This window comes from Streptomyces thermocarboxydus (assembly GCF_024760485.1).
Classification (GTDB): Bacteria; Actinomycetota; Actinomycetes; order Streptomycetales; family Streptomycetaceae; genus Streptomyces; species Streptomyces cellulosae.
The window spans coordinates 3,782,681-3,803,585 of record NZ_CP058273.1; the positions used below are offsets into that span (position 1 = coordinate 3,782,681).

At 73.4% G+C, this 20,905-nt stretch carries 20 protein-coding genes and 1 pseudogene; 17 read left to right on the top strand and 4 right to left on the bottom strand.

Going from position 1 to position 20,905, the window contains the following annotated elements:
* Positions 1 to 3 precede the first annotated feature (3 nt).
* The 4 genes and pseudogenes from AY578_RS17480 to AY578_RS17495 all read right to left on the bottom strand — a co-directional run.
* Positions 4 to 267 (bottom strand): annotated as a pseudogene (locus AY578_RS17480) (aminotransferase); the annotation flags it as partial.
* Between the two features lie 22 nt (positions 268 to 289).
* Positions 290 to 613 (bottom strand): cytotoxic translational repressor of toxin-antitoxin stability system, encoded by a 324-nt coding sequence (locus AY578_RS17485; protein WP_205526745.1) that lies wholly within the window; start codon positions 611 to 613, stop codon positions 290 to 292.
* A 98-nt stretch (positions 614 to 711) separates the two neighbouring features.
* Positions 712 to 1,128 (bottom strand): prevent-host-death protein, encoded by a 417-nt coding sequence (locus AY578_RS17490; protein WP_028959527.1) that lies wholly within the window; start codon positions 1,126 to 1,128, stop codon positions 712 to 714.
* Between the two features lie 275 nt (positions 1,129 to 1,403).
* Positions 1,404 to 2,594 carry a pyridoxal phosphate-dependent aminotransferase gene (locus AY578_RS17495; RefSeq protein WP_161108924.1) on the bottom strand — a complete coding sequence of 397 codons (1,191 nt, stop codon included), beginning with the start codon at positions 2,592 to 2,594 and terminating at the stop codon, positions 1,404 to 1,406.
* A gap of 818 nt (positions 2,595 to 3,412) precedes the next feature.
* Between AY578_RS17495 and AY578_RS17500 the strand changes: the two genes are divergently transcribed.
* The 17 genes from AY578_RS17500 (at position 3,413) to AY578_RS17580 (ending at position 20,900) form a co-directional block, all read left to right on the top strand.
* A complete protein-coding gene (locus tag AY578_RS17500; protein WP_019524272.1) occupies positions 3,413 to 3,946 on the top strand; it encodes a DUF2617 family protein in 534 nt (177 codons plus the stop codon).
* A 59-nt stretch (positions 3,947 to 4,005) separates the two neighbouring features.
* Complete coding sequence (locus AY578_RS17505; protein WP_258902960.1) at positions 4,006 to 5,721, top strand: polyamine aminopropyltransferase; 1,716 nt, start codon at positions 4,006 to 4,008, stop codon at positions 5,719 to 5,721.
* A 62-nt stretch (positions 5,722 to 5,783) separates the two neighbouring features.
* Positions 5,784 to 6,704 carry an SRPBCC family protein gene (locus AY578_RS17510; RefSeq protein ID WP_258902961.1) on the top strand — a complete coding sequence of 307 codons (921 nt, stop codon included), beginning with the start codon at positions 5,784 to 5,786 and terminating at the stop codon, positions 6,702 to 6,704.
* A 47-nt stretch (positions 6,705 to 6,751) separates the two neighbouring features.
* Entirely contained in the window at positions 6,752 to 7,540 is a 789-nt protein-coding gene (locus AY578_RS17515) for an aldose epimerase family protein (protein ID WP_019524275.1), read from the top strand.
* A 10-nt stretch (positions 7,541 to 7,550) separates the two neighbouring features.
* Positions 7,551 to 8,099 (top strand): orotate phosphoribosyltransferase, encoded by a 549-nt coding sequence (gene pyrE, locus AY578_RS17520; RefSeq protein WP_019524276.1) that lies wholly within the window; start codon positions 7,551 to 7,553, stop codon positions 8,097 to 8,099.
* A gap of 149 nt (positions 8,100 to 8,248) precedes the next feature.
* Entirely contained in the window at positions 8,249 to 9,280 is a 1,032-nt protein-coding gene (fbaA, locus tag AY578_RS17525) for a class II fructose-bisphosphate aldolase (RefSeq protein WP_019524277.1), read from the top strand.
* Between the two features lie 81 nt (positions 9,281 to 9,361).
* Positions 9,362 to 10,831, top strand: a complete 1,470-nt coding sequence (locus AY578_RS17530) for an MFS transporter (protein ID WP_258902962.1) — start codon at positions 9,362 to 9,364, stop codon at positions 10,829 to 10,831.
* A gap of 17 nt (positions 10,832 to 10,848) precedes the next feature.
* Positions 10,849 to 11,262 (top strand): DUF3151 domain-containing protein, encoded by a 414-nt coding sequence (locus tag AY578_RS17535; protein WP_019524279.1) that lies wholly within the window; start codon positions 10,849 to 10,851, stop codon positions 11,260 to 11,262.
* A gap of 166 nt (positions 11,263 to 11,428) precedes the next feature.
* The gene (locus AY578_RS17540) at positions 11,429 to 12,259 is read left to right on the top strand and encodes a tryptophan 2,3-dioxygenase family protein (protein WP_136238954.1); all 831 of its coding nucleotides are present in this window, start codon (positions 11,429 to 11,431) and stop codon (positions 12,257 to 12,259) included.
* Positions 12,252 to 13,454, top strand: a complete 1,203-nt coding sequence (gene kynU / locus AY578_RS17545) for a kynureninase (protein WP_258902963.1) — start codon at positions 12,252 to 12,254, stop codon at positions 13,452 to 13,454. The genes AY578_RS17540 and kynU overlap by 8 nt, the downstream gene beginning before the upstream one ends.
* A gap of 160 nt (positions 13,455 to 13,614) precedes the next feature.
* The gene (locus AY578_RS17550; protein ID WP_137207529.1) at positions 13,615 to 14,484 is read left to right on the top strand and encodes an alpha/beta hydrolase; all 870 of its coding nucleotides are present in this window, start codon (positions 13,615 to 13,617) and stop codon (positions 14,482 to 14,484) included.
* A 126-nt stretch (positions 14,485 to 14,610) separates the two neighbouring features.
* On the top strand, positions 14,611 to 15,621 hold the full coding sequence (locus AY578_RS17555; RefSeq protein WP_258902964.1) for an alpha/beta hydrolase: 1,011 nt from the start codon (positions 14,611 to 14,613) through the stop codon (positions 15,619 to 15,621).
* A complete protein-coding gene (locus AY578_RS17560) occupies positions 15,618 to 16,808 on the top strand; it encodes an acyltransferase family protein (RefSeq protein ID WP_136238765.1) in 1,191 nt (396 codons plus the stop codon). The genes AY578_RS17555 and AY578_RS17560 overlap by 4 nt, the downstream gene beginning before the upstream one ends.
* On the top strand, positions 16,801 to 18,117 hold the full coding sequence (locus AY578_RS17565; RefSeq protein ID WP_168713446.1) for a sensor histidine kinase: 1,317 nt from the start codon (positions 16,801 to 16,803) through the stop codon (positions 18,115 to 18,117). The genes AY578_RS17560 and AY578_RS17565 overlap by 8 nt, the downstream gene beginning before the upstream one ends.
* On the top strand, positions 18,114 to 18,776 hold the full coding sequence (locus AY578_RS17570; RefSeq protein WP_028959518.1) for a response regulator: 663 nt from the start codon (positions 18,114 to 18,116) through the stop codon (positions 18,774 to 18,776). Before AY578_RS17565 ends, AY578_RS17570 begins: the two co-directional genes overlap by 4 nt.
* Before the next feature lie 115 nt (positions 18,777 to 18,891).
* Complete coding sequence (locus AY578_RS17575; protein WP_240318736.1) at positions 18,892 to 20,238, top strand: sensor histidine kinase; 1,347 nt, start codon at positions 18,892 to 18,894, stop codon at positions 20,236 to 20,238.
* On the top strand, positions 20,235 to 20,900 hold the full coding sequence (locus AY578_RS17580) for a response regulator (RefSeq protein ID WP_019524288.1): 666 nt from the start codon (positions 20,235 to 20,237) through the stop codon (positions 20,898 to 20,900). The genes AY578_RS17575 and AY578_RS17580 overlap by 4 nt, the downstream gene beginning before the upstream one ends.
* The last annotated feature ends 5 nt before the right edge of the window (positions 20,901 to 20,905 follow it).

Sequence of the window (20,905 nt, forward strand, 5' to 3'; positions counted from 1 at the left end):
GGTTCAGCGCGTGCCCGCGCTCTTGAGCCGCGCCGCGGCCTCCTCCAGTACATGCCGCTGCTTGCAGAAGGCGAAGCGGATGAAGGGCGCGCCCATGTCCTGGTGGTCGTAGAAGACGGCCGTGGGGATGGCGACGACGCCCGCGCGTTCCGGGAGGGCGCGGCAGAAGGCGATGCCGTCGGACTCGCCGAGGGGGCGGATGCCGGCGGTGATGAAGTAGGTGCCGGACGGGCGGTAGACGGTCAGCCCGGCCTCCTCCAGGCCCGCCGTGTGCGATCAGGACGGGGGCTCAGCTCCCGTCCGTCCAGTACTCCTGGAGTCGCGCGACCGCCTCGTCCTTGGTCATCCCGGCCACGGTGTCCTCGCCGACGCCCACACGGTGGATGAGCAGATGCACCAGGTCTGCGGGAAGGGCCTCGCTCGGCGGCTCGGGGGCACCTCGGTCAGGCAGTTCGCCGTGCTGGGCGCAGGCCCAGAACTCGTCCTCGGTGACGTCCAGTTGGTCCCGCAGGATGTGTCGCCACATCGCGGCGCCGTACGCGGTGCGGTCCACCGGGTGCGAGATTCTGGTACGCAGGATCCGGCCGTCGTGCAGGGTGAGTTCGTAGGTCACGTGATGGGTACCGGTGCGCCCGCGGGCGTCCCGAACGCGTTCCCACTTCTCGGCACGGCAGAAACGGTCATGATTCTCGCGGTCGGGCTGGGGCCAGGTCACCGTGGAGCACCCACCAGCCAGTCGCGCAACTGTCCGTCGTCACTGAGAGCGATCAGCTGCACCAGGCCCCAGTTGTCCGCGTGGTTGGGTGCGGTCCGCAGCCTGTCCTGCCAGTCCTCGGCATACTCGCGAAGGACCTGGACCATCTCCCCTATGGCTTCGTCGAAGGTGGCCCCGTCGGCGGCCAGCGGCAGGCCTGGCAGAAAGACGGACCAGCCGCCCGCCTCGGCGACCACCTCCGCCTTTGAGGGGCACACCAGCGACAGATAGTGGCGCAGCCGCTCCACGTCCACGACTGCCGAGCGCCCGGAGTCACGGCGTACGGTCGCGACCCGTCCCTCGTCGGCCGCGTCAAGGAGGTCCTTCAGGTGTGCGCGCGCCTGGGTGTAGCTCTCGTAGTGCACAGCGGGCATGACCTGCCTCCTCGATCGTCCGGCCTTCCCAGCGTGCACCCCTCCGTCACGTACGTCAAGTACTTCACGTACGTCAAGTACCTCACGTACGTGACGGAGGGTGCGGTCGCTAGAGGCGGGAGCGCTCCAGAGCCTCCTGTCGCCCGCCTCGTCCCGGCGCAGCGTCCAGCTGACCTCGGACGGCCTCGCGGCGGCGGTGAGATCCACGTGAGAGACCGCCCAGGACCAACCGCAAAACGGCATAACCAACAGGTAGGTGGCCGGCCCGACCTCATTCAGGACGCGAGACGCTGCAGGCGGCTCGTGGCTTCGTCGAGAATCTCGTCCCTCTTGCAGAAGGTGAAGCGGACCTGGCTGCGGCCGGCGTCAGGGTCGTCGTAGAAGACGGAGTTGGGGATGGCGACGACGCCGCAGCGTTCGGGGAGGGCGCGGCAGAAGGCGTAGGCGTCCTTTTCGCCGAAGGGGGTGATGTCGGTGGTGATGAAGTACGTGCCCTGGGGCTGGTAGACCTCGAAGCCGGCCGCGCGCAGGCCGTCTCCGAGCAGGTCGCGCTTGCGGCGGAGGTCGGCGCGGAAGCCGTCGAAGTACGAGTCCGGCAGCCGCAGGGCCTCGGCGATCGCGTACTGGAAGGGGCCCGCGCTGACATAGGTCAGGTACTGCTTTGCGGTCCGGACGGCGGTTACGAGTTCCCGGCTGCCGGTAGCCCAGCCGACCTTCCAGCCGGTGAAGGAGAACGTCTTGCCGGCGCTGGAGATGGTGACCGTGCGGTCGCGCATGCCGGGGAAGGACGCGAGGGGGATGTGCTCGGCGTCGTCGAAGACCAGGTGCTCGTAGACCTCGTCGGTCACGACGAGGAGGTCCCGTTCCACCGCCAGCTCGGCGATGGACGCGAGCTCCTCGCGGGTGAGGACGGTGCCGGTCGGGTTGTGCGGGGTGTTGATCAGCAGGAGGCGGGTGCGGTCGGTGACGGCGTCGCGCAGCTCGTCCAGGTCGAGGCGGAAGCGGCCCTCGGCGGGGCGGAGCGTGACGGGGACGCGGGTGCCGCCGGCCATGGCGATGGAGGCGGCGTAGGAGTCGTAGTACGGCTCAAGGGCGATCACCTCGTCGCCGGGCTCGACCAGCGCCAGCAGGGACGCGGCGATCGCCTCCGTCGCGCCGGCGGTGACCAGGACCTCGGTGTCGGGGTCGACGGACAGGCCGTACCGGCGCTGCTGGTGGGCGGCGATCGCGGTGCGCAGCTCGGAAATGCCGGGGCCCGGCGGATACTGGTTGCCGCGCCCGTCCCGCAACGCCCGCACGGCGGCCTCCCTGACCTCCTCGGGCCCGTCGGTGTCGGGGAAGCCCTGCCCGAGGTTGATGGCCCCGGTGCGCAGGGCCAGCGCGGACATCTCGGCGAAGACCGTCGTCCCGAACTCCGCGAGCCGACGGTTGAGAAGAGGACGATCACTGGAGGTCATGCGGGCCATCCTCCGCCGGATCGAGGGCGTCCTCAACTCACCAGCGCCGACGCGCTCGCCTGAAACCTCTGGAGTTGCTCAACTCTGCTTTGGGTGCCGATCGAGGAGGGCATCTCCCCCGCACACCGTGAGCCGGGCACCCACGGGGGGATGCCGACGGGGGATCACGGGGGGACGAAAGGAGGGTGGCGCCATGTTCGTCGGCATCATCCTGATCGTTGTGGTCGTCGCGCTCGTGACGTATGCCGTGCGCGCGTCCCGGGGCGGGGCGGGGTCGTCCTCGGGGAGCGGTGGCTCCGGCGGCTGGTGGGCGGGGAACAGCGGGGGCGGGCACGGCTGTGGATCGTCCTCCGACGCAGGTTCGTCCTGCGGCGGCGGCTCGTCCTGCGGAGGCGGGTCGTCCTGCGGAGGGGGCGGATGCGGCGGTGGAGGCAGCTGACACGGGGCAGCGCGGCTCCACTTCGGGAGATCGCATCCGCGGCAGCGGGGTCCGCACCTGGGGCGGGCCCCGCTGTGGTGTCTCCGGAGGTGGTGAACCCTCCGGTTCCGGATACCGGGTTGTGCGCCGGAGCGCGCAGAAACCCGAGGCGTACGCCGTAGTGGAACACGTGAGCTGTGGAGCCCCCGAGGGGATGGAAAGCCCACGAAGTTGGGTAAAAACGCTGTGGTGGCGGCACAGTTCATGATTCCCTATAAATCAACCAGCGCAGCCGACGGGTCTCCCCGCGGAGCCTTTCCGGCCGGGCGACCGGGCTGACGGGCCGAGTCCCCGGTCCCCGGGGTGCGCGGACCCGTATCTCTCTCCTGTGTGCTTGCGGAGCCGATCCATGCTCACGACCCTGAACACCGCCTATTCAGATACGCGCGCCGCCGATCTCGCCTGGGCTCTGGGCCGCGAGCCACTGCCGGCGCTGGCCACCCTCGACCTGGAACTCCAGGGTTCGAAGCTCCAGTTGAGACTCCTCGGCGCCTCCCACCAGGTACTGCTCGAGGAGGAGCGCGGCCTCTGCTCGGAGACCGTGGCGTGCATCCCGGGCAGCAGCACGCCGCTCCCGCTCGGCGTGGCCAAGCGGGTGGACGACTGGGAGTACGAGTTCGCCGCCCGGGTGGAGGTGCTCCCTCCGGGCGCCTTCGCCGGCCGGGCGCAGGAGCTGCTCGCCCTGGTCTCCGACCACCCGCAGGGACTGGCCGGTGTCTTCCCCGGCAGTCCGCACGCGTTCACGGCGATGCTCGCCCGCTGCCACGAGGGCCAGTTCCACTGGCGCACCTGGCACGCCTACCCGCAGGACGGCCAGCTCGTGGCCACCCGGACCCGGGTCGGAGTACGCGTCGCCGCCCGCGCCGGGGCCGTGCGCGCGTAAACAAATATCACGCGTGTGGGTGACGTTGTGCGATGAGGGCGTGACGTAACGTCCCTGGGGTGATCGATCGGCAGGCCCCCGTTCCGCCCGGCTCCACACAGACCTGGGACGGTCCGGACGGCCCCCGTACGGGCGACCCGGGTGACCCGGCCGGACCGGGCGGCCCGGGGAGCGCGGGCAGCGCGGTCCCGCTGCCCGTGCGGCAGCGCACCGGGCGGTGGCTGGTCCTCGCCGGGGTGTTCGTCTGCGCGGCGTGCGGACTGGTGTACGAGCTGGAACTGGTGGCGCTCGCCGCGTACTTGATGGGCGACTCCGTCGCCCAGACCTCCGTCGTGCTGTCCGTGATGGTCTTCGCGATGGGCATCGGCTCGCTCGCCGCGAAACGGCTGCGGCGACACGCGGCAGCCGGGTTCGGCGCGGTCGAGGCGGCCCTCGCGCTGGTCGGCGGATGCAGCGCGATGGCGCTGTACGCGGTGTTCGCCTGGACCGGCGACTGGGGCGGGATGTGGGCGAGCGGCCCGCGCTGTCTGCTCGTCGCGTTCTCCCTCGCCACCGGGCTGCTCATCGGCGCCGAGGTGCCGCTGCTGATGGAGCTGATCCAGCGGATCCGCCGGCAGGACGCCGGCGGCGCGGTCGCCGACCTGTCCGCCGCGGACTACGTGGGCGCGCTGGTCGGCGGACTCGCCTTCCCCTTCCTTCTCCTGCCCGCCCTCGGCCAGTTGACGGGCGCCCTCATCACCGGCGCGGTCAACGCCGTCGTCGGCGGCGCGCTGGTCCTCGGGCTGTTCCGGCACGACCTCACCCGGCGCGCCCGCCGCCTGCTGTTCACCGCCAACGTGTGCGTGCTCGTCGTGCTCGCCACGGCGGCCGTCCTCGTCGACGACTTCGAACGCGCCGCCCGGCAGGCGCTGTACGGGCCCGACGTACGGGTCGCCGTGCACACCGATGTGCAGGAGGTGCTGCTCACCGGCGGGCGGGACGGACGCCCGCTCAACCTGTTCCTCGACGGGCGGCTGCGGGTCGACGGACGCGACGAACTCCGGTACCACGAAGCCCTCGTGCACCCCGCGATGGCCGGACGCCACGCGCGCGTGCTGGTGCTCGGCGGGGGAGACGGGCTCGCCGTGCGCGAGGTGCTGCGCCATCCCGGCGTACGGCGGGTCGACGTCGTTGAACGCGACGCGGGCGTGGTGTCGCTGGCCCGCACCGACCCGGCCCTGTCCCGGCTCAACGCCCACTCCCTCGACGACCCGCGCGTCCACGTGGTCACCGCCGACGCCTTCGACTGGCTGCGGACCGCGCCGGCCGGGGCGTACGACGTCGTGGTGTCCGACCTGCCGCACCCCGGCATCACCGCCAGCACCAAGCTGTACGCGCAGGAGTTCTACGGGCTGGCCCGGCAGGTGCTCGGCCCGGGCGGGCGGCTCGTGGTGCACGGAGGTGCGGTCGCGTCCCGGCGCCGTGACTTCTGGACCCTCGACGCGACCCTGCGCGCGGCCGGGCTGCGCACCACCGCGTACCGGGTGCGCGGACGGCAGTCCGGGTACGCCGCCGGACCCGACCGGGGGCCCGCGGACACGGCCTCCGCCCACCACGACTGGGGGTTCGTGCTGGCCGCCGACCGGCACGCCCCGCGACCCCGCCTCGACCCGGCCGGGCCCCGGCCCCGCACGCTCACCGACGCGTCCCTCGCCGCCGACGTCCGGGCGGCGGAACACACCCGGGTGCCCGGACTCCCGCCGTCCACACTGGTCCACCCCCGGTACGGCGAGTGACGCGCCGCGACTTCGCGCGGACGGGGGTGCGGTACGGCGTCGCGTGGGTAGGCTCCGCACTCATGGAGCACGAGGTGTTCGTTCCGGTCGAGGCGGAGCGGCTCAGGGAGGTGCTGGACGACCCCGCGAGGGTCGCCCGGGCGGTGCCCGGGCTCCAGCACGACGCCGGTGCGGAACCCGTCACCGGGCGGCTGAAGGTACGGTTCGGCGGCTCCTCCATCACCTACCGCGGGTCGGTGCGGGTGTCCGCGCGGGACGACGGCTCCTACGCCGTCGAGGGCGAGGCGTCCGAGGCGCGCGGCGACGGGACCGTACGGCTGTCCCTGCGGCTGACGCCGCGCCCCGCCGACGCCGGCACGGAACTCGTCGTCACGGGCACCGCCACGGCGGACGGGCGCGTCACGGACCTCGCGCGGGACACGGTGGCCTCGGCGGTCACCCGCCTGCTGAACCGCTTCGCGGAGAACCTGGTCACGGTGGCGGACGAGCTCGTGGAGCCCCCGGCGCCCCTGGAATCCCCGGAACAGCTGGCGGCCGGCGACTTCGAACCCGGCGTGACCACGGACTTCGAGACCACCCCGGAGGCGGAGGACCCGCCCCCGCCGCCCCCGCGACGGCCCGCCGGCGAGCCGGAACCCACGTCCCCGCCGGCCGCCGACGCGGAGGAGGAACCCCCGCCCGGCGCGGAGGACGCCCCGGCCCCCGAGCCCCTGGACGCAGAGCTGTCGGACGCCATCGACGCCCGCCCCCTCCCCGGCGACGACGGCGACGACTCCCTCGCCGAGGCGGCCCACGCACGCCGCACGATGATCGGGCGCAGCGCCGAAGAGGTCGACCACGCACCCCCGCGCGGCCGCTACGCCCCGGTCCCGGCCCCTCAGACGATCACGTCCTCCACACCCCTCCGCTGGGCGGCCCCCGCAGCGGCCCTCGCGGTCGCCTCGGCGGTGGTCGCCATCCGCGCCCTGCGCCGCCGCCGCTGACCCCGCTCCCATCCCCGCCCCCGTGATCGTCCCAGTAGGGTCGAGGCGTGAGTGACGAACACATCACGCTGACCGCGGGTGACGCGGAGGTGGACGTGCTGCCGGGGAACGGCGGGCGGGTCGGGGGGCTGCGGCTCGGGGGTGTGGAGCTGCTGCGGCAGGGCGAGCGGTTCGGGTGCTTCCCGATGGTCCCCTGGTGCGGGCGGCTGCGGGACGGGCGGTTCATGGACGGCGGCACCGTGCGGCAGATGCCGCTCAACGCGCCCCCGCACGCCATCCACGGCACCGCGCGCAACGCCCCCTGGCGCACCGCCCGCAAGAGCACCGACGAGGCCGTGCTGACGTACGACCTCACGGACCCGTGGCCGTACCCGGGACGGGTCACGCAGCAGGTGGCGCTCACCGAGGACGCGCTGACGCTCACCATGAGCGTCGAGGCGCACGGTTCGTCGTTCCCCGCGCAGCTCGGCTGGCACCCGTGGTTCCTGCGCAACCTCGGCGGCGAGGACGTCACCGTCGACTTCGAGCCGGCCTGGCAGGAGGAGCGCGGTGAGGACCACCTGCCCACGGGGCGGCGCATCGACCCGCGGCCGGGTCCGTGGGACGACTGCTTCGGGATGCCCGGGGGCGTCGACGTCACCCTCACCTGGCCGGGGCAGCTCCAGCTGAAGGTGACCAGCCGCGAGGAGTGGGTCGTCGTCTACGACGAGCAGGCCGAGGCCGTCTGCGTCGAGCCGCAGACCGGACCGCCGGACGGGCTGAACACCCACCCGCGCCTGGTCACCCCGCTGGAGCCGCTGGAGGCCTCCACGACCTGGACCTGGACCCGGCTTTAAGCTGACAGGCATGACGGACACTCGCGGCGCGCTGCTGCAGCAGATCAAGGACAAGGCCGTGGTGCACGGCAAGGTGACCCTCTCCTCCGGTCTGGAGGCCGACTACTACGTCGACCTGCGCCGCATCACCCTCGACGGCGAGGCCGCCCCGCTGGTCGGTCAGGTGCTGCTGGACCTGACCGAGGAGCTGGAGTTCGACGCGGTCGGCGGGCTCACCATGGGCGCCGACCCCGTCGCCGCCGCCATGCTGCACGCCGCCGCCGCGCGCGGCCGCAAGCTCGACGCGTTCGTCGTGCGCAAGGCCGCCAAGGCGCACGGTCTGCAGCGCCGCGTGGAGGGCCCGGACATCAAGGGCCGCCGCGTGCTGGTGGTGGAGGACACCTCCACCACCGGCGGCTCCCCGCTCACCGCCGTCGAGGCCGTGCGCGAGGCCGGCGCCGAGGTCGTGGCCGTGGCGACGATCGTCGACCGGGCCACCGGCGCCGCCGAGAAGATCCGCGAAGGCGCCGGGGTGCCGTACCTGTTCGCCTACTCCAAGGACGAACTCGGCCTGGACTGACCGGGCCCCGCCATCCACAGGGCGGACGGCGGGATGGACGTTCCGGCCGAGTCTGGAAGGATGTGACCGACAATGACGTCGCATCCAAGGTTCCAGGTCAGGGCCGACAGTACGCAGCACCCCACACCGCACTCTTAAGGAGCGGACAGATGCCCATCGCAACTCCCGAGGTCTACAACGAGATGCTCGACCGGGCGAAGGCAGGCAAGTTCGCCTACCCGGCCATCAACGTCACCTCGTCCCAGACCCTGCACGCGGCTCTGCGCGGCTTCGCCGAGGCGGAGAGCGACGGCATCGTGCAGATCTCCACGGGCGGTGCCGAGTTCCTGGGCGGCCAGCACAACAAGGACATGGTGACCGGCGCCGTCGCGCTCGCCGAGTTCGCGCACATCGTCGCCGAGAAGTACGACGTCAACATCGCCCTGCACACGGACCACTGCCCGAAGGACAAGCTCGACGGCTACGTGCGCCCGCTGCTCGCCGTGTCCGAGGAGCGCGTCAAGGCCGGCCGCAACCCGCTGTTCCAGTCCCACATGTGGGACGGCTCCGCGGAGACCCTCGCGGACAACCTGTCGATCGCGCAGGAGCTGCTGGAGCGCGCCCGCGCCGCGAAGATCATCCTCGAGGTCGAGATCACCCCGACCGGCGGCGAGGAGGACGGCGTCTCCCACGAGATCAACGACTCCCTCTACACCACGGTCGACGACGCGATCCGCACCGCCGAGGCGCTCGGCCTGGGCGACAAGGGCCGCTACCTGCTCGCCGCGTCCTTCGGCAACGTGCACGGCGTGTACAAGCCGGGCAACGTCGTCCTCCGTCCCGAGCTGCTGAAGGAGCTCAACGAGGGCGTCGCCGCCAAGTACGGCAAGCCGGCCGGCTCCCAGCCGTTCGACTTCGTGTTCCACGGCGGCTCGGGCTCCACCGAGGAGGAGATCCGCACCGCCCTGGAGAACGGCGTCGTCAAGATGAACATCGACACCGACACCCAGTACGCGTTCACCCGTCCGGTCGCGGACCACATGTTCCGCAACTACGACGGCGTCCTGAAGGTCGACGGCGAGGTCGGCAACAAGAAGACCTACGACCCGCGCACCTGGGGCAAGCTGGCCGAGGCGTCGATGGCCGCCCGCGTCCTGGAGGCCTGCAAGCACCTGCGTTCCACGGGCACCCGTATCAAGTAACCCGCGCGCCCGACCCGCACGCACGCACACGAAGGAGCCCGGCACCTGCCCAGGTGCCGGGCTCTTCCGTATGCTCCCGGTATGCCCGATGTCCGACTGGCGTCCCCGCAGGGCAGGTGGATCCTGTTCACCACGGTCCTCGGCTCCGGCATGGCCCTGCTCGACTCGACCGTCGTCAACGTCGCCCTGCCGCACATCGGCGAGGACTTCGACGCCGACCTCGCCGCGCTCCAGTGGACCGTCAACGCCTACCTCGTCACGCTGGCCGGGCTGATCCTGCTGGGCGGGGCGCTCGGCGACCGGTACGGACGGCGCCGGGTGTTCGTCGTCGGGGTGCTGTGGTTCGCCACCGCCTCCCTGCTCTGCGGGATCGCGCCGAACGAGTACGTGCTGATCGCGGCCCGGGCGCTCCAGGGCGCGGGCGGGGCGCTGCTCACCCCCGGCTCCCTCGCGCTGATCCAGGCGTCCTTCCACCCCGACGACCGGGGCCGCGCGGTCGGCCTGTGGTCCGGCTTCGGCGGCATCGGGGCGGCCGTGGGGCCGTTCCTCGGCGGCTGGCTGGTGGACGGGCCCGGCTGGCGCTGGGTGTTCCTGATCAACGTGCCGCTCGCCCTGCTGTGCGCGCCGGTCGCCGTGCGCCACGTGCCCGAGTCGTCGGGCGCCAGGGCGGAGGGACACTTCGACGTGCTGGGCGCGGCGCTCGGCGCGATCGCCCTCGCGCTGGTGACGTACGCCCTGATCGGGGCCGGCGACGGGTCGCCGCTGGTCGTCGTGTCCGCGGTGGCGGGGCTTGCCGCCGCCGTCGCCTTCGTGCGGGTGGAGAAGCGGCGGCCGGACCCGATGATGCCGCTGGAGATCTTCGCCTCCCGCCAGTTCTCCGCGGTCAACGGCGTCACCCTGTGCGTGTACGCGGCGTTCGGCGGGTTCTTCTTCCTCGCCGCGCTCCAGCTCCAGGTCGTCGTCGGCTGGTCCGCCCTCGCCGCGGGGACCGCACTGCTGCCGACGACCGTCCTGATGCTGCTGCTCTCCGCCCGCTCCGGCGAGCTGGCCGACCGGATCGGGCCGCGCCTGCCCCTCACCGTGGGCCCGCTGCTGGCCGCTGCCGGGATGCTGCTGATGCTGCGGGTCGGGCCGGACGCCTCCTACGCCACCGACGTGCTGCCCGCGCTGCTGGTGCTGGGCCTCGGCATGGTCACGCTCGTCGCGCCCCTCACGGCGTCCGTGCTGGCCTCCGTGGACACCGCGCGGGCGGGCCTGGCCAGCGGGGTCAACAACGCCGCCGCCCGGGCCGCGGGGCTCCTGGCGGTGGCCGCGCTGCCGCTGCTCGCCGGGATGGGCCCGGAGTCGTTCCGGCAGCCCGCGCGGTTCGACGCCGCCTTCGACCGGGCGATGCTGCTGTGCGCGGGCATCCTGGTGATCGGCGCGGTCCTCGCCGCGGCGACCGTGCGCCGTCCCGAGCCGGGCTGCCGGCGCCCCGAGTGCCGTACCCACGGCAGCGTGGCCGTGCCTCCGCTGGAGGCCGACCCGCGCCGGGGGAGCAGCATCGCCTGATGTACGAGACTGGACCCATGTCCATTCACGAGAACCTCCTCGGGGGCCCGCCCCCGACCCACCTCCCCGACGACCCGGAGCCGCGCGAGCTGCTGGCGACCGGCGCCACCGCCGCCGAGGTCGCGGGCCGCTACCCGACCTCCTCACTGGCCTGGGCGCGGCTCGCCGACGAGGCGTTCGAGCGGGACAGCGTCGTCGAGTCCTACGCGTACGCCCGCACGGGCTACCACCGAGGCCTGGACGCGCTGCGCCGCAACGGCTGGAAGGGCCACGGCCCGGTGCCGTGGGAGCACGAGCCGAACCGCGGCTTCCTGCGCGCCCTGCACGCCCTCGCCCGCGCCGCGCAGGCGATCGGCGAGCAGGAGGAGTACGAGCGCTGCAGCCAGTTCCTGAAGGACTCCTCGCCGACGGCGGCCCAGGTCCTGGGCTGAACCGGCCGGAAAACGGAACGTGATCACCACGGGGCCCGCCTGTTTCGACAGGCGGGCCTTGCGGTGGTGGGGGACGATTGCGCAGGATGCCCCGTGGGGACCGGGGCCCCCGTGCCGGTAACGGCAGGGGCGGACCGCTACCCGGAGTACATTTCAGGAGACAGCGATGTCCCACGAGGCTCACGAGCCCGAGACCCCGCATCTCGACTTCCAGGGCACGACGCCTTACGAGGACTACGTCAAGGCCGACGTCCTCACCCACCTCCAGCACACCCTCTCGGACGATCCCGGAGAGATGGTCTTCCTGGTCACCACCCAGGTCATGGAGCTGTGGTTCACCGTGATCGTGCACGAGTGGGAGACCGCGGCGCAGGCGCTGCGCCGCGACGACGTGCCGGTCGCGCTCGACGCGCTGCGCCGCTCACGGCGCGAGCTGGAGGCGCTGAACGCCTCCTGGCGGCCCCTGGCCGGGCTCACCCCCGCGCAGTTCAACAGCTACCGGAGCGCCCTCGGCGAGGGCTCCGGCTTCCAGTCGGCGATGTACCGGCGCATGGAGTTCCTGCTCGGCGACAAGTCCGCGTCGATGCTGGTCCCGCACCGGGGCGCGCCGCGCGTGCACGCCGAGCTGGAGAAGGCCCTGCACGAGCCCAGCCTCTACGACGAGGTGCTGCGGTTCCTCGCCCGGCGCGGCCACCCCGTGCCGAAGGACGTGCTGGAGCGGGACGTGTCGCGGAAGTACGAGCCGTCGCGTGAGGTCGAGGAGATCTGGACGGCCGTCTACGCGGGCGACGAGCGGGACGAGGTGGCGCGGCTCGGCGAGGCGCTGACCGACGTCGCCGAACTGGTGTGGCGCTGGCGCAACGACCACCTGGTCGCCACCCGCCGGGCCATGGGGTCCAAGACCGGAACAGGAGGGTCCGCCGGAGTGGCGTGGCTGGAGAAGCGGGCGCAGAAGAACGTCTTCCCCGAGCTGTGGACGGCGCGGTCGTATGTCTGAGCTGACGGTGAAGGCGGAGAAGCTGGACGCGGGCGACGAACTCGCCGCCAAGCGCGCGGAGTTCGTCCTCGACGGACCCGAGGGCGCGGTGTACCTGGACGGGAACTCGCTGGGCGCGCTGCCCGTCGCCGTGCCCGGCCGGGTCGCGGACGTGGTCGGCCGCCAGTGGGGCGAGATGCGCATCCGCTCCTGGACGGAGAGCGGCTGGTGGACGGCGCCGGAGCGGATCGGCGACCGCATCGCCCCGCTCGTCGGCGCGGCGGCCGGGCAGATCGTGGTGGGCGACTCCACCAGCGTCAACGTGTTCAAGGCGCTGGTCGGCGCGGTGCGGCTGGCCCAGGAGAACGGCCCCGGCCGGGACGAGATCCTGGTCGACGCGACCACGTTCCCGACGGACGGGTACATCGCCGGTTCGGCGGCCCGCATGACCGGCTGCACCCTGCGCCCCGTGGAACCCTCGGAGGTGCCCGGCGCGCTCGGGGAGCGCACGGCGGCCGTGCTGCTCAACCACGTGGACTACCGCACCGGCCGGCTGCACGACCTGCCGTCGCTCACGGCGGCCGTGCACGCGGCGGGCGCGTACGCCGTCTGGGATCTGTGCCACAGCGCGGGCGCCCTGCCGGTCGGCCTCGACGAACACGGCGTGGACCTGGCCGTCGGCTGCACCTACAAGTACCTCAACGGCGGCCCCGGTTCGCCCGCGTACCTGTATGTGCGGGCGGACCTCCAGGAGCGCTTCGACTCCCCGCTGCCCGGCTGGAACTCGCACGCCGAGCCGTTCGGGATGCGCTCCGAGTACGCGCCCGCCGAGGGCGCGGTGCGCGGGCGGGTCGGCACTCCCGACATCCTCTCCATGCTCGCCCTGGAGGCGGCGCTCGAGGTGTGGGACGGGGTGACGGTCGAGGCGGTGCGCGCCAAGTCCCTCGCCCTGACCGACTTCTTCCTGGAGTGCGTCGGGACGTACGTCCCCGAGGGCCGCGTGGAGTGCCTGACCCCGCTGCCGCACGAGGAGCGGGGCAGCCAGGTCGCCCTGCGCTGTGCCGACGCGGGTCCCGTGATGCAGCGGCTCATCGGGCGGGGCGTGGTCGGCGACTTCCGCCACCCGGACGTGCTCCGCTTCGGTTTCACCCCGCTCTACGTCGGTTTCGCCGACGTGGAACGGGCCGCGCGGGTGCTGGCCGAGGAGCTGGGTTAGCCGGGCGGGGCCGGGACGGAGGCGTCCCGGCCCCGTTCCCGCCGGTCAGCGGGGGCCTCCTGGTGAGAGGACCGGGCGAAGTGCTGGTACCGTCCCGCCCGAACGGCCGCGTACACGCCCGGTCCGGTCGAACCACGTTGTATCGCTGAGAGGTTGGAGCATGACGGACGACGTCGCAGCCGCCCGGGCCGCCGCCGAGGAGAAGTCGGCCTTCTCCCACCCGCCGGTCGATCCGGACACCACGGCGGCCTACGGCGACGACCCCGACCACGTCATCGACTTCTGGACGCCGCGCGGCGGGAACGGTCCCGCACCCGTGGTCGTCGTCCTGCACGGCGGCGCCTGGCGCGCCCCCTACGACCGGCGTCACGTCAGCCCGTTCGCCGCGTTCCTCGCGCACCGCGGCTTCGCCGTCGCCAGCGTCGAGTACCGGCGCGGCGCCACCCAGGCCGAGGGCGGCGACCCGGTGGCCGGGCGCTGGCCCGACACCTTCGACGACGTCGCCGCCGCGGTGGACGCCCTGCCCGCACTGATACGCGAACACCTCCCGGCGGGCGACCCGCGCCGCATCGTCCTCACCGGTCACTCCGCGGGCGGGCACCTCGCCCTGTGGGCCGCCGCCCGGCACGTCCTGCCCGCCGGTTCGCCCTGGCGCACCGACGCCCCGGCGCCCCTGCGCGGGGTCGTCGCCCTCGCCCCCATCGCGGACTTCGAGGTCGCCGACAAGCTGGGCGTGTGCGGCGGCGCCACCCGCGAACTCCTCGGCGGCGACGACCATTTCGCCGAGCGCAGGCCGCACGCCGACCCGGCGCTGCTGCTGCCCACCGGTATCGCCACCACCCTCGTCCAGGGCCGCGCCGACATCGACGTCCCGCACGCGGTCGCCGAGTCGTACGCGGACGCGGCGGCGAAGGCCGGCGAGGTCGTCGGAGTCACCCTGCTGCCGGACGTCGGCCACTTCCCGCTCATCGATCCCGCGGCGGACGCCTGCGCGGTCGTCGTGGAGGAGATCGCCCAGCTCGCGTGGTGAGTCCAACTCCCGCTGCGGGCAAGCTCCGTCATACCCCTAGTACCTGAGAGCTACCCCGCGGATGAGTCCCCCGGTGGGACGCGGGTTACAGGCCACGCTCCGTAACTTCCCTTTCTGGCACGCCCGATGGCCGGGCGGACGGGAAGGAAGCGGCGACGATGGAGCAGGGGCGCGAGCGGGAGACTCCGGGCACGAGACCGGGCGGCGCGAGGGTCACGGTGCACCGCCTCGCGGGCCGGCTGCGGCGCGGGCTGCTCGCCGCGCTCGTCGCCGCCGCCGTCCGCAGGCGCCCGGCGCCGCCCGCCGCCCCCGGCCGTCGCCGGACTCGACGCGACCTACGCCGCCCACCGGGCCAACGCCGCCGAGGCGGCCCGTACGGCGGCCGAGCACGGGTACCGGGACCGCGCGGCCACCGAACGCGGCCTGGCCGCACGGCGGTTGCTGTACTTCGACGGACGCGGCGCCGGTCTGGTCACCGAGGTGCTCGGCGACCTCGCGCACGCCGGCCGCGTCGCCGTGCTCGTCCCCGGGTCCGACACCGGCATCGACACCTACGCCCGCTTCCGCGCCACCGCCGTGGCCCTCCACCAGCGGCTCACACGGGAAGCGCCCGCGGGGGTGCGTACGGCGGTCGTGGCGTGGCTCGGCTACGAGACGCCCGGCACGGTCAGCCCCTCGGTCGCGACGACCGGCCGCGCGGAGGGCGCCGCCCCCGAACTGCGTGCGTTGGTACGTGACGTGCGCGCGGTCGCCGCCCCTCGCGCCCGCGTCTCCCTCCTCTGCCACTCCTACGGCTCCGTGGTCTGCGCGCGGGCGGCCGCCGGACTCGACGCCGACGACCTGGTGTTCCTCGGCAGCCCCGGCACCGGCGCCGACACCGCCGCCGACCTGCGCACCCGCGCCCGGGTGTGGGCCGCGCGCGGCGCCGCCGACTGGGTCGAGCACGTCCCCCACCTCGACGCCGCCCTGTTCGGCACCACCGTCGGCTTCGGCACCGACCCCGTGTCGGAGGAGTACGGCGCCCGTGTCTTCGCGGCCGGCGACGGCGGGCACAGCGACTACTTCGCCCCCGGCTCCCTCTCCCTGGCCAACCTCACCCGGATCGTCCTCGGACACACCCAGGAGGTGACCCGATGACCCGCCTCACCGTCGCCCTGCGCGACACCGCCGCCCGTATCGACGCGGCCACCCCTTCCCACCGGGACCGCGCCGTCGACGCCTTACGGGCCTTCGCCGTGCTCGGCGTGGTCCTTGGGCACTGGCTGGTCACCGCGCTCGTCGCGGACGGCCGCACCCTGCGCACCGCCAGCCCGCTCCAGCACCTGCCGTGGCTCGCCCCGGTGTCCTGGGCCTTCCAGACCCTCGCCGTGTTCTTCCTGGTCGGCGGGCATGTCGCGACCCGCTCCTACGCCTCGGCGCGGAAGCGCGGGACGCCGTACCGGCGGTGGCTGCACGCCCGGCTGGCGCGGCTGTTCGGGCCGGTCGTCGCCGTCCTCACCCTGTGGACGGCCGTGACGCTCACGCTGCTGCTGTCCGACGCCGAGTACGCGACCGTGCGGACGCTGGTGAAGCTCGCCCTGTCCCCGATGTGGTTCCTGCTGGTCTTCGCCGCCCTCACCGCCGCGACCCCGCTGGTCGCCCGGCTGCACCCGCTGTGGCCGCTGGCCGTCGTCCTCCATGTCGACGTGCTCCGCTTCGGCCTCGGCGCCCCCGACGCGCTGGGCTGGCTGAACCTCGCCGCCGGCTGGCTGGTGCCGTACACGCTGGGCGCCGCCTGGACCCGGGGCGAGCTGGAGGGCCGAAGGTCCGGGTGGGTGCTGCTCGGCGGCGGTACGGCGGCGACGGTGGTGCTGGTCGCGTGGGCGGGTTATCCGGCCGCGATGGTCGGGGTGCCGGGCGCGCAGGTGTCCAACCTCAACCCGCCGACGCTGGCCGCCGTCACCTTCGGCCTGGCCCAGTGCGGGCTCGCGCTGCTGCTGCGGGACCGGCTGCGCCGCGCGATGCGCCGGCCACTCGCGTGGGCGGCGGTGGCGCTGGTCAACCTGTCCGCGATGACGGTCTTCCTGTGGCACCAGACCGCCCTGATGGCCACGACCGCCGCGTTTCTCCCCGCCGGGCCGCTGCCCGGACTGCACACCGTCCCCGACGGCCTCGGCTGGGTCGCCGCCCGGCTGCCCTGGCTGGTCGTCTTCGTCCTCGCCCTCGCGGTGTGCGGGGCCGCGTTCCGCACCTGGGAGCGAGGTGGCGGGCGGCGACGGCGCGCCCGCCCGTCGACGGTGGTCCGCGCACACCGCCCGCTGACCGAAAGGGCCCCGCATGTCTAGGCTGAACGGCGTGGCGGACACGGGGGTGGAGCACATACGGCGGTGGCTGGACGTCCTGCGCGACGACCTGATGACGGCGCGGGTCGATGCCATGCCGCCGTCGACATGGCTGCGGTGGCTGCCCCACGGGGTGGTGTGCCTCGGCGCCTTCGGCGTGTTCGTCGGCGACCTCCCGCAGCTCATGGACCAGGGCAGGGTCCCTTTCGGGCTCGCCTTCCCCGTCGCGCTCGCCCACGGCGGGGCGATGGTGCTCGCGCTGTGGCGGCCGGTCCCGGGCTGGTGGATGTCGACGGCCGCGGCGGTGGTGGGCGCGTTCGCGGTGCGCGCCGAGATGGTCGTGGACGATCCCTTCACCTGGCCGTGGACCTCGGCGGGCCTCATCGGGCACCTGTTCGTGATGCTGCTGCTCGCCCTGAGGGTGCGCACCCGGGTGTCCGTGGAGACGCTGGCCCTGACCGCGCTGGTCACCTGGGTGCTGCAAGGGTGGATCGGCGCTCAGAGGTACCAGTCCACCGGCCTTCTGGCGGTGATCCTCTCCGCCGTCGTGGTCGTCCTCGGCATCGCCCTGCGCGGCCGCCGCGAGGCCCGCGCCGAACTGGAGCAGCAGACCACGCTCACCGCCGAGGAACGCGCCCGCCGCACGCTTCTCGAAGAACGCGGCCGTATCGCGCGGGAGTTGCACGACGTGGTGGCCCACCACATGTCGGTCATCTCCATCCAGGCGCAGGTCGCCCCGCACCTCGTGAAGGACCCGCCCGACGAGCTCAGGGAGAACCTCGCCGGCATCCGGCAGAACGCCGTGGAGGCGCTCACCGAACTGCGCCGCGTGCTGGACGTGCTGCGTTCCGAACACCCCGCCCCCGGCGAGCGCGCGGACGCCCCGCAGCCCACCCTCGACCGGCTGGAGGCGCTGGTGGAGAACACCCGCGCCGCCGGACTCACCGTGACCACCGAGGTCACCGGGGCGCGGCGCCCGCTGCCGCCCGGCGTGGAGCTGTCCGCGTACCGGATCGTGCAGGAGGCGCTGAGCAACGTGCTGCGGCACGCGCCCGGCGCGACCGCGCACGTCACCCTCGCCTACGGGCCGCGCTCCCTCAGGGTGGAGGTGGTGAACACCGCCCCCACCCGGGAGGCGGCGCCGTCCGAGGGGGCCGGGCACGGGCTGCTCGGCATGCGGGAGCGTGCGGTCATGCTGGGCGGCACGCTCACCGCCGGCCCCTGGTCAGGTCGCGGCTACCGCGTCGAGGCCCGCCTCCCCGTGTCCGCGCCCTCCGCCCCCGACCCCCTTCCCCAGGACGGCACCGCATGATCCGCGTACTGATCGCCGACGACCAGCAGATGGTCCGTCAGGGCTTCACCGTGCTGCTGAACACACAGCCCGACATCGAGGTCGTCGGCCAGGCGGTGAACGGTCTGGAGGCCGTCGAGAAGGTCGCCGAAGTCCCCCCGGACGTCGTCTTGATGGACATCCGCATGCCCGAACTCGGCGGCATCGAGGCCACCGCCCGCGTCACCGCCGCCCACCCGGAGGTGAAGGTGCTGGTGCTGACGACCTTCGACCTCGACGAGTACGTGTACGAGGCGCTGCGCGCGGGCGCCTCGGGCTTCCTCCTGAAGGACGCCTCCGCAGAGCAGCTCGCCGAGGCGGTGCGGGTGGTGGCCGCCGGGGACGCGCTGCTCGCGCCGGGCGTCACCCGCCGCCTGATCGCGGAGTTCTCCCGCCTGGACCCGCGGCCCCGCACCCCGCTGCGGCAGAAGGCCGACGGCCTCACCGAGCGGGAGACGGAGGTGCTGGCGCTGATCGCGCAGGGTCTGTCCAACGCGGAGATCGCCGTACGGCTGGTGGTGGCCGAGCAGACCGTGAAGACGCACGTCGGCCGCATCCTGGTGAAGCTCGGCCTGCGCGACCGCACCCAGGCGGCCGTGTTCGCCTACGAGTCGGGGCTGGTGCGTCCCTCCGGTTACTGACCCTGTTCGTACCGTGGCGTAACCCGTCGTGGCCTGCGTAGTACTTCAGACGGACGCCCGGGAACCCCTCTCAGCGGGGACGACCGGGGTCACCCGCCCGGCCTACCGTGTGGGCGTGACCGAGACGACGCACCAGCAGTCCCCGCGTACCGGGGACGGTGACCGCAGCCCGGAGTACCGGCTGGCCCAGAACGCCCTCCAGGGGCTGCGCCAGGACCTCTTCCGCGACCCCTTCGCCTACCGCCCGCTGGGGCGCCGCCCCGCGGACGGCCCGCTGCTGCGCCGGCTGCCCGCGCGGATGCGCACGGCCGCGGAGCGCCTCCCGCACGCTGTGGTGGGGGCGATCGCGCTGCTCACCCTGCTGGTCGGCGCCGTCTCCGGCAGCGAGCCGGGCGGCGACGGGCGGGCCCTGCTGGCCGGGCTGCTGTGCGCGGTCCCCGTGGTCGTCACCCTGTCCCGGCCGATCGGCGCGTTCTGGCTGTCCCTCGCGTCGGGACCGCTGACCGCGCTCCTCAACGGCGACGGGTCCGACTGGCCGTGGATGCCCGGCTCCTTCGTCTCCCACCTCACGGTCCTCGTGGTGGTCGCGCTGCGCACCCGGCCCCGCACCGCCGTGTGGATGTGGGTCGTCACCGCCCTGTACGCCGTGTTCGGGGACATCCTCTTCGGCGGGTCGTACTACTACTCCAACGGCGCCCCGATGCTGGTCCTCTCGGCGTTCGCCCTGCTCCTGGTCTGCCTGTGGCACGTCCGGCACACCGCGCAGCAGGAGGTGACCGCCCAGCAGACCGTCACCGAGCAGGAGCGGTCCCGGCGCACCCTCCTGGAGGAGCGCACCACCATCGCCCGCGAGCTGCACGATGTGGTGGCCCACCACATGTCGGTGGTCGCCATCCAGGCCGAGGCCGCGCCGTACCGGGTGGAGAGCCCGCCGGAGGAGCTGGAGCGCGCCTTCGCCACCATCCGGGAGAACGCCGTCGCCGCCCTCACCGAGCTGCGCCGCATCCTGGGCGTGGTCCGCGCCGAGGACTACGAGGCCCCCGACGCCCCGCAGCCCACCCTCGCCGACCTGGACGCCCTCCTGGTCAACGTGCGGGACGCCGGGCTGACCGTGGAGAAGGTGGTCACCGGCGCGGTGCGGGAGCTGCCGCAGGGCGTGGAGCTGTCGGCGTACCGGATCGTGCAGGAGGCGCTGAGCAACAGCCTGCGGCACGCGCCCGGCGCGAGCGCCCGCGTGGAGATCGGGTACGTTCTCGGCGGTCTCGGGGTGCGGGTCGTCAACGGCCCGATGCCCGAGCCGAGCCTGGTGAAGCCCTCGCCCGGAGCCGGTCACGGCATCACGGGCATGCGGGAGCGGGTCGCCATGCTGGACGGCGAGATGACCGCGGGACCCACCGAGGACGGCGGTTACGAGGTCGCGGTGTTCCTGCCGGTCGCCGCGGTGAACGAGGGTGACGCATGACCATTCGCGTGCTGATCGCGGACGACCAGATGATGGTGCGCGAGGGCTTCTCGGTGCTGCTGAACGCGATGCCGGACATCGAGGTCGTCGGCGAGGCTGTCAACGGACGGCAGGCGGTCGACAAGGTCCGCGAACTCGCCCCCGACGTCGTCCTGATGGACATCCGCATGCCGGAGCTGAACGGCATCGAGGCGACCCGGGAGATCGTCGCCGCGGACGGCGCGGCCAAGGTGCTGGTGCTGACCACGTTCGACCTCGACGAGTACGTCTACCAGGCGCTGCGCGCGGGCGCCTCCGGATTCCTGCTGAAGGACGCCTCCGCGCGTCAGCTCGCCGACGGCGTCCGGGTCGTCGCGGCCGGGGAGGCGCTGCTCGCCCCGTCCGTCACCCGGCGGCTCATCACCGAGTTCTCCAAGCTGTCCGACGCGCCCCGGGTGCTGCCGTCCGCGCAGGGCGCGTACGGGGACCTCACCGAGCGGGAGACCGAGGTGCTGGTGCTGATCGCGCAGGGCCTGTCGAACGCGGAGATCGCCGGGCGGCTGGTGGTCGCCGAGTCCACGATCAAGACGCACGTCAGCCGCATCCTGGTGAAGCTGGGCCTGCGCGACCGCACCCAGGCGGCGGTCTTCGCCTACGAGGCGCGTCTCGTCACCCCGGGATGAGCCGG